Annotated in this window: 11 protein-coding genes and 1 pseudogene; 9 read left to right on the forward strand and 3 right to left on the reverse strand. The window is 58.4% G+C overall.

What is annotated here, in order from left to right; all coding sequences use genetic code 11:
- Window positions 1-83: 83 nt before the first annotated feature.
- The 3 genes from RUH75_RS11185 to RUH75_RS11195 form a co-directional block, all read right to left on the reverse strand.
- The gene (locus tag RUH75_RS11185) at window positions 84-485 is read right to left on the reverse strand and encodes a nuclear transport factor 2 family protein (protein WP_313805824.1); all 402 of its coding nucleotides are present in this window, start codon (window positions 483-485) and stop codon (window positions 84-86) included.
- 164 nt (window positions 486-649) lie between these two features.
- The gene (locus tag RUH75_RS11190; RefSeq protein ID WP_313805826.1) at window positions 650-898 is read right to left on the reverse strand and encodes a hypothetical protein; all 249 of its coding nucleotides are present in this window, start codon (window positions 896-898) and stop codon (window positions 650-652) included.
- Between the two features lie 4 nt (window positions 899-902).
- Window positions 903-2,531: a long-chain fatty acid--CoA ligase gene (locus RUH75_RS11195; protein ID WP_313805828.1), complete on the reverse strand. Its 1,629-nt coding sequence runs from the start codon at window positions 2,529-2,531 to the stop codon at window positions 903-905.
- Window positions 2,532-2,858: 327 nt separating this feature from the next.
- Here RUH75_RS11195 and RUH75_RS11200 point away from each other — a divergent pair, with 327 nt between their 5' ends.
- The 9 genes and pseudogenes from RUH75_RS11200 (at window position 2,859) to RUH75_RS11240 (ending at window position 11,724) form a co-directional block, all read left to right on the forward strand.
- Window positions 2,859-3,443, forward strand: a complete 585-nt coding sequence (locus tag RUH75_RS11200; RefSeq protein ID WP_313805844.1) for a VOC family protein — start codon at window positions 2,859-2,861, stop codon at window positions 3,441-3,443.
- The gene (locus RUH75_RS11205) at window positions 3,440-4,300 is read left to right on the forward strand and encodes an alpha/beta hydrolase (RefSeq protein ID WP_313805830.1); all 861 of its coding nucleotides are present in this window, start codon (window positions 3,440-3,442) and stop codon (window positions 4,298-4,300) included. The genes RUH75_RS11200 and RUH75_RS11205 overlap by 4 nt, the downstream gene beginning before the upstream one ends.
- Before the next feature lie 62 nt (window positions 4,301-4,362).
- Window positions 4,363-5,223, forward strand: coding sequence for a fumarylacetoacetate hydrolase family protein (locus tag RUH75_RS11210; RefSeq protein ID WP_313805832.1), 861 nt, complete (start codon window positions 4,363-4,365; stop codon window positions 5,221-5,223).
- Window positions 5,224-5,652 carry a nuclear transport factor 2 family protein gene (locus RUH75_RS11215; RefSeq protein WP_313805834.1) on the forward strand — a complete coding sequence of 143 codons (429 nt, stop codon included), beginning with the start codon at window positions 5,224-5,226 and terminating at the stop codon, window positions 5,650-5,652. It abuts the gene before it with no gap.
- A gap of 183 nt (window positions 5,653-5,835) precedes the next feature.
- Window positions 5,836-6,064: pseudogene (locus RUH75_RS11220) on the forward strand (transposase); the annotation flags it as partial.
- Between the two features lie 182 nt (window positions 6,065-6,246).
- Entirely contained in the window at window positions 6,247-6,978 is a 732-nt protein-coding gene (locus RUH75_RS11225) for a TetR/AcrR family transcriptional regulator (protein WP_313805836.1), read from the forward strand.
- A 362-nt stretch (window positions 6,979-7,340) separates the two neighbouring features.
- Entirely contained in the window at window positions 7,341-9,770 is a 2,430-nt protein-coding gene (locus tag RUH75_RS11230) for a TonB-dependent receptor (protein WP_313805838.1), read from the forward strand.
- 86 nt (window positions 9,771-9,856) lie between these two features.
- The gene (locus RUH75_RS11235) at window positions 9,857-10,276 is read left to right on the forward strand and encodes a PhzA/PhzB family protein (protein ID WP_313805840.1); all 420 of its coding nucleotides are present in this window, start codon (window positions 9,857-9,859) and stop codon (window positions 10,274-10,276) included.
- Window positions 10,277-10,533: 257 nt separating this feature from the next.
- Entirely contained in the window at window positions 10,534-11,724 is a 1,191-nt protein-coding gene (locus RUH75_RS11240; protein WP_313805842.1) for an alpha-hydroxy acid oxidase, read from the forward strand.
- The last annotated feature ends 69 nt before the right edge of the window (window positions 11,725-11,793 follow it).

Here is an 11,793-nt window from a genome sequence, read left to right on the forward strand (position 1 = left end):
TTCTTGAACCTCGAGGCACAGGTGCCGCTTAAACCGCATCAGGTCGCGGTGCGCAGCCGGCCTCGAAACGCGCAAGCCTGGATTTACGCGGGATCGTAGGCCCGCGCCAGCGCCTGAGTGTCGATATACTCCCGGATTTTTGTAACCTTGCCATCCCGAACGGTCATCGCGAAAACAAAATGGTCCTCGAACGGCTTATTCGTGGATTTCATTTTTCCATGGGCTACCCCGATAACCATCACCCGGTCACCCTGCGCAACAAATTCGCGTATGTCGGTGGACGTAATTTCAATTTTGTCGTTATGCGCGGTAAGCAAGTCCATTACGCCCTTATGCCCCCGCCACGTGCCAGCGAGAGGCCAGTCGGTACCGGGAAAAATCCATTCTATATCTTCGGCCGCCACCGCCAGCAGACCGTTCAGATCGCCGCGGCCACCTGCTGCCCAGAACTCCTTCACAATGTCGACATTGTCTTGAGCGCTCATTGAAAATCCTTCCACGTACGAACCGTTAAATGCGTCCTAAACGCCGGACTGGAACCAACTAAGCTTGCGGGTCGAGGGGGTCAATCAAATTTTCTAATATAATAAGTATATATGGCGGACTTCCGTGCCGCACTCTATTCCCGATCAAGTAAGCGCATCTGGCCTCACGACTCAACGGATTGAGCGACTGAGTCGCCAATGACGCAGCGCGCGCGCCACGTCCCAAAAACGAGGGCCAGGTTTTCCGCAGAAGCTGTGGAAGCCGATGTCGTGAGCAAGCCAATTTTCTCGGCGGCGGCGAGCGTGACGGTCAATTGCGTAGGACAGTCAAAAGGCAATCGCTGCCACCGGCTCGCCCTTTCATCGACCGCGATCAGTTCACTGAGGTCGCAACTTGCGGCAGCGAGCTTCATTTGGTCATGCGCCAACCTGCATGGGTGACCGGGCATAGGTGTCGCGCAGGCGCTTCTTGTCGACCTTACCGGTCGCGGTGAGCGGCACCTCTGCGACAAGGATCGTCTCAGGCAACCACCATCGGGTGATCCGCTCCGAAAGGAAGGTCCGCACCCCCTCGGGCGTGACGGTGGCGCCGGGATGCGGTTCGACGACGAGAAGGGGGCGCTCCTCCCACTTCGGGTCGTAAACGCCGATCACACCGGCCACGCGCACGCCGGGACAGGCCACCGCAGCATTTTCGATGTCGATCGAGCTGATCCATTCGCCGCCTGATTTGATGACGTCCTTGGCGCGATCGGTGATCCGCATGAAACCGAGTCGATCAAGCGTGGCAATATCCCCGGTGTCGAACCAGCCATCGGCATCGGCACCGGGTGCGTCGCTTTTGAAGTAGCTATCGATCACCCACGGGCCGCGCACCAAGAGCCGGCCCGCGCTTTCGCCGTCGCGCGGCAATTCCACACCCTCATCGTCGACGATCTTGAGCTGGATGCCGAACTGCAGCCGGCCCTGCCGAGTCCATAGGACCTCGTCGAGCTGATCCTCCCCCATCGCAGCGAGCTGCGGGGTCGGCGTTGAAAGCACGCCGATCGGGCTGGTTTCGGTCATGCCCCAGATCTGGCGAACGCTGACGCCATGCTTGCGTTTGAACGTTTCGGCCATGGCGTGCGGGACGGCCGATCCGCCGATGACGACGCGATTGAGCATCGCCGTGGATTGTCCGGTCTGTTCGAGGAAGGCGAGGTACATCGTCCATATCGTCGGCACGCCCCCGCTGAAAGTCACGCTTTCGTTGACGATCAGTTCGTGGAGGCTCGGTCCGTCCATCTTGTCGCAGGGCAGCACGAGCTTGCAGCCATTTATTGCGACCGCGTAGGGAAGACCCCAGGCGGTGCAATGATACAACGATGCGCACGGCATGACGCAATCAAAGGCGGATAGGGCCAGAGCGCCGCTCAATCCCCCCGCCATGCCATGCAGAACGATCGACCTATGCGAATAGAGCACGCCCTTGGGATCGCCCGTGGTTCCCGAGGTGTAGCAGAGGACGGCGCCGCTGTTCTCGTCAAATGCGGGCCAGTTATACTTGGTTGAATATCCGGCTATCAGGACCTCATAGCTTTCGGCGTCGACCTCGCCCGGATCGAGCCGCTCGGCATCGGACAGCATGACAAATCGGCGAACGGCAGGCAGTCGGGTGCGGAATTTCTCGATCAGCGGCAGGAAGTTGCGTTCGAAGAACAGGATGCTGCTGCCTGCGTGATTGATCGTATAGAGGATCTGATCCTCGCTCAGGCGCGGGTTCGCGGTATGGAGCACCGCCCCGATGCCGGGCGCGGCGTAGAGAAGCTCGAAATGGCGATGAGTGTTCCAGGCCAGTGAAGTGACCCGATCGCCTGGACCGATACCCAGCGCTTCCAGCATATGGGCCGCTTGCGCGACACGCGCCGCGCAAGCGGCATAATCGTAGCGCCAGATCGGCTCGTCAACGAGCCGCGAGACAATCTCTTGATCGCCATGCGCCGCAACCGCATGGGACAGGATATCGCTGATCATCAGCGGCCGATCCTGCATCAACCCTCGCATCATATATTCCCCGGCCAATTCTATCTGAATTTTTTTAATAGCATTGAAATATGCGAGTCAACGGCTGGAATGGCATAACGGCAAATTATCGCTTCACACGTCTGGATAATCGACCTTATCCACAGGCGGGGAACTTGGGTCACTCCCGCCCTCGACTCAATTCCCTATTGTTTTTCTAATATCATCGAAATATAAGGTAAAGCAGCCGATCCGGTAAGATGGCAAGTCGTGCGAATGGCCGGTTCGTAACTGCAAGTGATAAGGGCCGACTCGCTGCGGAGGCGGGACGATCCATGTTGATTTTCGATTAGGAGAGGCGTTTTGGCAGATATGACAGCATCCCCGACGCTTCCGTCGCGTGAGAGGGCAGCGCAGCGGCGGCTGCGGCAGGCAAGGATCGACGTCGTGCAATATTTCCACAACGCCTTCCGAGTTGCCGACATGGAACGCACCCGGCATTTTTACGAGGACATAATCGGCGTCCCGCTTGTCGGATGCGAAGTTGTGGAGGTCGATCCTATCGACGGTTCGGAATCACATTATATCCATACCTTCTTCGAACTCGCCGATGGCAGCCATCTGGCGTTCTTCCAGGTCCACAACGACAAATATCCTTATTATGAGCGCAAACACAGCTATATGGACCATTGCGCCTGCACCGTCCGGGACGAAGTGACCTTCTGGGAAACCCTTGATCGGGTGAAGGCCGAGAATATTCCTTTCGTTCTTGTCGAACATCCCACCTGCCTATCGGCCTACATTACCGAACCCGATGGTGGCTGGTTCGAGATCGCAAGGCCTGCGGACATTTGCATTGACGCGCTGGAGGATGACAACCCCCATGAGGTTCTCGCCAATTGGCTCGCCGAGCATGGTGACAAGCAGAGGGTTGTGGCTTGGGGAGAATCGGAATGACCGCGCACACCGAAGAGTTCGACGTTGGCCATATCCCGGTCTACCGCTACACCAGCAGTGCCGTCACGGCCGATTATGCCCTGATCCTGTTGCCGGGCATCGGCGGATATGGCGGATACTATCCCGGCTTTTGCGCGATGCACGTCGAAAAGGGCCTCGAAATCTGGGCGATGGACCCTCCAGGCCACGGTCGCTCCGCGCTGCCGCGCGGCCAGTTCACCCAAGAAGCTTACATCGAGGATGTGCTCACCTTGGCCGAGCACATCACGCGTACCACCGGCCTGCCGGTGTTCACGCTGGGCTCAAGCCTCGGTAGTGGCCCCGCCTTCCTCGCGCTCGAGCAGAGCCCGCATCTGGTTGGTGGCGTCGGCATGGGCATCGCTATCCCCGCCGCCGGCTGGATGGCCGATGCGCGCGCGGCACTCGCTAGCGAGGGCGTGGCGCAGATGCTCGATGTGTTTGGCAACGCGATCCAGTTCAATATCTTCCGGTTTCTCGACCTTGATAAGAACTATGGCGACCCCGAGCGGGTGAAGAAGATCTACGAGGATCCGAACGTCTGCTGGCATTATGATCTTGCGAGCTGGCGTTCCTATCTGACCTACGATCCGCCCGTGCCGCCCGAGAAGAACAGCAAGCCCTACCTGATGATCGTCGGCGGCGCTGATCCGCTGTTCCCCGCCGATCAGGTCAGGGATGTGTTCGCGCGGCTCGGCGGACCCACCACCCTCGATCTCGTCGAAGGCGCGCCTCATCAGGTCATGTTCGACCGGCCTGACTATTTCTCCGCGACAACCGACAGTTGGATTCGGTCCCAACTCGCCACCGCGAGCGCAACGACGCCCGCTGCTGCCTGAGCGCAGGCATTTGATGTATTGTGGGAGCTTAGTTTGGAGGCTCGGCCTTCGACGGGAGAGTTATGCGACTGGTAAGATTCAAATATGAGGGCCGTGTCGGGCAGGGGCTCGTCGACGGAAGGCATGTCGTGGTTGTGGGGGGCTGGTCCGGCCTGTCGCCCGAGGAGGTCCGGTTCGATCTGGCGACCTGGGATCGTGCGACGCTGGAGAGCGCTCTGGGAGGAGCGCGCGAGGAGATTGCGCTGGAGGCAGTGACTTTGCTTGCGCCTGTCGCGTCGACCGCCAAGGTGATTTGCCTGGGGGTGAACTACCGTGATCATGCGCAGGAGGTGAACCAGGAGGCAGGGGACTGTCCGCCATTGTTCGCGAAATATCCCGATACGTTGATCGGCCATGAACAGGCAATCATCCGGCCGCGCGTCTCGGACACCTTCGATTTCGAAGGCGAAATCGCCATCGTGATCGGCAAGCCGGGCCGCCACATCCTGCGCGAAAGCGCGATGGATCATGTGCTCGGCTACAGCTGTCTGATGGATGGAAGCGTTCGCGAATATCAGTCGCACTCTCCCACTGCCGGCAAGAATTTTTACCGGTCGAGCGCGATGGGGCCGTGGATCGTGACGGCGGACGAGGTCGCAGACGCCTCGGCGATCGAGTTGGTGACGCGCCTCAACGGCGAGATCGTCCAGTCGGCAACGTCACGGGACATGATCTTCGATATTCCGACAGCCATCGCCTATGTTTCCCGATGGACACCGCTGCGCAGTGGCGACGTCATCAGCATGGGAACACCGGCAGGCGTCGGCTGGGCGCGCACGCCACCTTTGTGGATGAAGCCTGGTGACACGGTCGAGGTTTCGCTCTCCGGGATCGGAACATTGCAAAACCGTGTCAGCGATGAAGAAAATGAGGGGGAGGGGTAGATGGTCGCAGCTGAAGCATATATAGGAGCGGCGCTTGCCACCAATGCGATCTGGACCCTGCTTGATCAGCGCCGTTATGACGACATCCTGACTTATTTGACACCTGATTGCGCCTGGGAACGGATGGAAGGCTGGCGACACGGGCACGATGAAGTGCGCGCCTCCTTCGATGCACGACCATCTGATCTTTTCACCCGGCACGTCGTTTCCAACCTGACCGTCGAACTGGTGGACGAGGGCAAGCTGAAGGGCCGCTGTTATGTGGTCTGCTATGCTGCCAGGACCGATGACCATGAAGCGATTCACCTCAGTGGCCACCCCATGATCATTGCCGACGCCGATCTGCAGTTTGTTCAGGTGGAACAACGCGTCTTCATCTCGAAGATCAGTGTCCACCAGACTTTCGCCATCCGGGAACTGATCAAGTAACGAACCTCGCACAGTAGTGAGTCTGCTAAGCTTCCCCCCTTGTGCCATCGGGCTTTGACGTCACAACGAGGGTCCATCGGGTGGATCAATGGCTGGGATAATGCCGTCACGGGAAGCTTCTCCTCATCCCTCAACCCCCAGCGAATCGGGGCAATGATCCGCCGGACGAGAGCCTAGCGGCTGTATATCGTGAAGGCCGGCGCGTCATGGCGGTGGATGCCGAACGATCTGCCGCCTTGGGCGGGCGGTGTACCAGCAGACGCAACGCTGGCTGGCGGGCTGCTTTAAGGCACTGGTGGACGATTTGCGCGCGGTGCTGTGCCTGGCGGCGGGGCCACCGGCCGAGCCCACCGCTGCAATCATTGACAGCCGGACGCTGCGATCGACGCCCGAGAACCCGTCAGGGCCGGGGCAAGCGTATCTCACGCATTGCGCGAAGCCTTTCCCACCGTCAGCTTTCCTACACAACCGCATTTTGGCGATTTAAATGTCGACGTCCTCCTTTGGCACCTTCGAACGTGCCTTGCGCAAGGATCGTCAAACGACTTATCAAGGGCATTAGAATTGCACTGCAACTATCACCGGACGATCAGCATGACCGAGAGCGACAAGAGTGGGCGACGTGGCCGTCCGGCGAAACTTACCAATCAGCAGATCCTGGATGCGGCCTGCGCCATCGGATTGCCAGACCTCACCCTTGGCGGGGTTGCCAAGATGCTGGGCGTCTCCGTCGCGGCGCTTTATCATTATTTCAAGGATCGGGACGAGCTCGCCGAGTTCGTCGCAAACGCCATTATCGTAGACTATCCGCTGCCCCCCGACGGCACAGGGGATTGGTTTCATTGGGCTCATACTTTCGCCCACACGCAGCGGGCCATCTATGAGCGGTTTCCTGGCCTCGCACAAGTGGCTGTTCAGCGAACGATCAATGCTGCCGTTCCACGGCTGGAGCAGTCGGTGCGGCTGGCCCTAAAATCCGGTTTCGATGAAAAGACGGCTTGGTGGGCAACGCGGGCAGTTCAGGAATTCGTCTTCTCCTGGTATCATAGGGTAGAAATCCGCGAAGCGCTCGCAGTTCGCACCGGAGAAGACTATCAAACGTCGCTCCGCCGTGTCGTGAAGGCATTTCCTCCAGAGGACGTGCCATTGATGCGGTCTATCACGGCGAAGAGCCATAAATCGTCGGAAGACGAAAGGTTCGAGTTTAATTTGCGTGCGCTTCTCGCTGGTATAGCGGCAATGCGAACGGCCAGTCCGGCCACCATGTCGATCGAGAGCGGCGTGGCCCGCACTCGGGCAGCGAAAAAGCGGGTTTCTAGCAAGTAGTCCCGCGCTCCAAGGCGAGCCTCTTTTTGTTGGCGGTGGGAGCGTCAAGACTCCATCGCGACCGCCGCGTATCGCGAGGCACGCCGCTCTGGCCAGATGCGCCCGCGGCGTGCGCGTGCACCTGCGCGGACGTCCTCACTTGAATTGTGGCCGGCCCTTGCTGCATCGCACAGCCCCAACCACTGCTGTCCTAAACCGCTTGACGTTTATTTTCGATGCTATTAGATAATAGCCATAGAAAATAAGATCAGCTCGTAATGCGATGTTCTGAATCAATTTCGGGGCGCGCTTCGGGCGCTAGCCTGAGGGTGGGGCGCCAATTGAGTTGTTAGAAAAAATAGAGTCCAATAGAGGAGGGGATTATGAAGCGTGCATTGGCCGTTTTCCGGGCGAGTTCGGCGGCGTGGGTTTTCGTGACGCCAGCATTCGCTCAGTCGGCTCCGCCGGCCCCGGTGGTTCAGCAGGCGCCGGATACGGCAGATCTGGACGAGCGGCAGATCGGCGATATCATCGTTACTGCGCAAAAACGCAGCGAGCGCATCAATGACGTGCCACTCTCCATCACGGCGGCAACTGGCGAGACTCTGGCGAAGGCCGGCGTGGTCGCGCCGGAAGATCTCGTCAAGGTGGTGCCGGGCTTTTCGTACGCGCGGACTTTATTCGGCGCCCCGTCATTCATCATACGCGGTGTTGGCGTAACCGACAGTTCGCTGAGCCTCACCCCGGCGGTAAGCGCCTATGTCGATCAAGTGCCGCTGCCATATCTCGTGGAAGCATCGGGGGCCGCTTTCGATCTGGAGCGCGTCGAGGTGCTGAAGGGCCCGCAGGGCACGCTCTTTGGACAGAACTCCACTGGCGGCGCTGTCAACTTCGTTGCGGCAAAGCCGACCAATGATTTCCAGGCCGGCGGCAGCTTCACCTATGGGCGCTTCAATCAGGCCGATATCGAAGCCTTTATCAGCGGGCCGATCAGCAGCACCCTGAACGGACGCCTAGCGATGCGGCACGAGTCACGCGACGGCTGGCAGGTCAGCCAGACCCGACCGGGCGAGCGCCTCGGGGTCCGGGATTTCACCCAGGCCCGCGCGCTGCTGGATTGGAAGCCGAGCGACCGCCTGAATTTCGAGCTTAACCTCAACGGCTGGCGTGACAGGAGCGAGACGCAGGCATTCCAGTTTCAATCGCTGTCGCCACAGCTTCCTGCTGCGGCAGGGGGCGCCACCGAGTATGTAAATGCGATTTCGCCTATTTACACGCAGCCGGCACCGAGAAATCCGCGCTTGGCGGACTGGGGTGTCGAGCTTGCGCCCGGTTTGCCTGCTTTTTATCAGCAGGGCGCTCCTGGTTCAGACCTGCACAAGAAAAACAGTTTTGTGCAGATTTCGCTGAAGGGCGAAGCTCAGCTTTCGGACGCGGTAACCCTGACGTCGATCTCGGCATATTCGCACTACAAGCAGTCTGCCCCTTTTGACCTCGATGCGACCAGATTCTGGCAGGGCAATTTCCGCATCAGCGGTGACATCGAAAATGTCTTCCAGGAGCTGCGCCTGGCGGGCGACATAAAGCAACTCAAGTGGATGGTGGGAGGCAATTACTCCCATGACTCGGTAGATGAAAACCAACTATATCAGCTTGCTGGCAGCAATTCCAGTATAGCGGGCTTCCGTTTTGCCAATGCGCAGAGCGACTTTTTGCACCGGGTCAAGACCGTTTCGGCTTTTGGTGACGTGCAATACGAGATTCTGCCTGATCTGACCGCGCAGGGTTCGGTACGCTATACCAATTACAAGGATAATTTCCGCGGCTGCTTGCGAGACGCGGTAGGCAGCCAGTGGTCGGCCGCTCTGCAGAATTTCGCAAACAACATTTTGGGAGCCAGTCCTCCAGTTTCCTTCGCGCCAGGTGGATGCCTGAGTTTGCATCTGGAGAGCGCACCGGGTGTCGCCCCGCCAAGCTTCTCGGCGCCGCAACCAGTGGTTAGGTCGCTCCAGGAAGACAATATTTCGTGGCGCGCGGGCCTGAGCTGGAAAATCTCAGCGAACAACATGCTCTACGCCAACGTCACCCGTGGCTACAAATCCGGCGGCTTCCCTGGGGTGGTGGCCCTCGTGGACAGCCAGTTCGATCCTATCGGGCAGGAGTCGGTGCTTGCCTATGAAGCTGGCTTCAAGCTTTCTCTCGCGGAACGGGTGATCAACCTCAACGGTGCAGGATTTTATTACGACTATATCGGAAAGCAGCTGATCAGCTACGTGCCCAACCCAGCGCTTGGTCCGTCACTCGCGCTGGTGGCAATCCCGAAGTCGCGCATTCAAGGTTTTGAGCTCGAGACGACAATCCGTCCCACACAGGAGCTCACTATCAGCGCGGCAGCGACCTATATCGATTCCAGGGTGGTGTCCTCGTTCAACGCCTTTACACCTCTCGGTGCTCCGAAGAATATTCGTGGAGAGCAGTTGCCCAACACCCCGAAGTGGCAGCTTCAGGGCGGTGTGGATTATGTCGCGCCGATGTCATCGGCGATCGACCTCCATCTGGGCGGCAGCGCCCGCTATCAAAGCTCGACAAATGCGACGTTCGGCGAAGAGTCATCGTTCCTGATCCGGGGTTATACGATCGTGGACGCCTTTGCCGGAATCGAGAGTTCCAATGGGAAATGGACCGCGCAAGTCTGGGGCCGAAACCTGTTCAACAAATATTATCTGACCTCGATTCTTCAAGGCGGCGATACGATTGGCCGGACGACCGGAATGGGCGCGACCTACGGAATTACTGTGAACTTTAAATACTGAACCTCCCGTGCCGGCGCGGTTTCATCGAGAAGGAGATCGCGCGGAACCGCTCAGGCGAACCCTGAACTGATAGGAGCTGATAAGTTATGAGCAGCAGTAAAACGGAACTTGCGCGGAAGTTCATCGAACTTATGGCGACCGGCAAGGATTACGATGTTTGGGGTCCGATGCTCAAGGAGGATGCCGAATTTCTGACGCCCTTTCACCCCTCCGGTTTTCCGAAAAGAACCACGGGACGATTTGAATGGGTGAATTCCGCGAGGAAAAACTTCTCGGTCATCAGGCAATTTCGCTGGATCGACCTTGACCTGCATGACACCGACGAGCCGAATGTCGTCTATGGCACGTCAAAATCTCATGTCGAGCTGGCGGATGGGCGTTATTACGAGAACGATTATGTTTTCATTGTCAAGTTTGAGGACGGCCTCGTCAGAGAGTTTCGAGAATATCTAGATCCCATCCCGGTCATAGACGCTTTCGCCAGGGAACTTGGCGACGGAGACTGAACGGCGCGTCGACCTAGTGGATTGATTTTGACATTTGCGTCCCGCCATCCGGATAACACGGTAGCAAATGTCAAAATCGTAAAATCCACTAGAATCATAAAGTTGCTAGTGGTCCGAAAAGATTCTGACATTTGCGCGCGACCTGGCCGATAGGGATGCAAATGTCAGGATCGGACCACTAGGCAGGGTCCAGACGATGGAGCGGAGAGAGAGCCAGCTGCCAGGCGATGGCAGTTGGCCTGGGTGGAGGATGCGGAATGGCCAGCACGATGTCGAAGATTCTATCAGTCCAAGACGCGCAGGAACTCGCGCGTCGACGCCTGCCCGCATCCCTTTACCAATATCTCGTTGGCGGTTCTGGCAACGCAAAAACCCAGGACCTAAATCTCGAAGCCTTTGATGATACCACATTCAACACCCATGTGGCGGTCTACAACGAAGATATTGGCCTTGAAACGACGGTGCTCGGTCACAAATTGTCGATGCCCGTGCTGACAGCGCCTACCGGCAATAACCGCATGCTGCACAGGGATGGCGAAGCGGGGATCGCGGCCGCAGCGGCGGATGCCGGAATCATAAGCTGCCACAGTTCGGCTTGCGGGCATTCCGTTGAACAAATCGGCGCAGCCGCGAAAGGCAATCCATTCTTTTTCCAGCTCTATTTCATAGGCGATCGCGACACGATCGAATTCACGATCGAACGTGCAAAGAAGGCCGGATGCGCAGCCATTATCCTTACAGTAGATACTCCCGGAGCTATTCCGCGCGAACGTCTGTTTAGCGAGCGTCGCGATCTGGTTGGCGGCTCCGGCCTCTCTCACATGATCAAGTTCTTGCCGCAAGTTATGACCAGGCCCGCCTGGGCCTGGGATTACGTCATGGACGGCATGCAGTTGGACTGCCCGATGGGCATGACGCGCGACGGCACGAAGATGGACATGTTCGGGGCCATCATGTCTGTCCTTAACCCGAGCAGTCCAGTCCCTGCCTGGTCGGATATAGGCTGGATAAAGGAAGCCTTTGGTGGTCCAGTGATCGTCAAAGGCATCCAGAACCCGCAGGATGCCCGAAAAGCCGTGGACGTTGGCGCTTCCGCCATAGTCGTATCAAATCACGGCGGCATGTCGATCGACGGCACCCCCGGTACAATGCGCATGCTGCCTGCTGTCCTCGACGCTGTCGGCAATGAGATCGAGGTCCTGCTCGACGGGGGAATCCGCCGAGGCTCGGACGTGGTCAAGGCCATCGCGCTAGGCGCGCGGGCAGTTCTGATCGGGCATGCCTATCTCTATGCCCATGCAGCCGCCGGCTCGGGCGGCGTACGCCACCTGCTGGAGCTGTTCCGTCGTCATATCGATCAAACACTTCGCTATGTTGGTTGCCCCGCAATTGCCGAACTCGATCGTGAGTTTCTATTCGATTATCCGCGCGCAGGCGAACATCGATAGGCGAGAGCCTTAGTTGTCTGGTTGCGACACATCATTGGCGTAATAAAGCACACCGTCAACTTTAGTCAT

It is taken from the genome of Sphingobium sp., from assembly GCF_032153725.1.
In the GTDB taxonomy this organism is placed as follows: Bacteria; Pseudomonadota; Alphaproteobacteria; order Sphingomonadales; family Sphingomonadaceae; genus Sphingobium.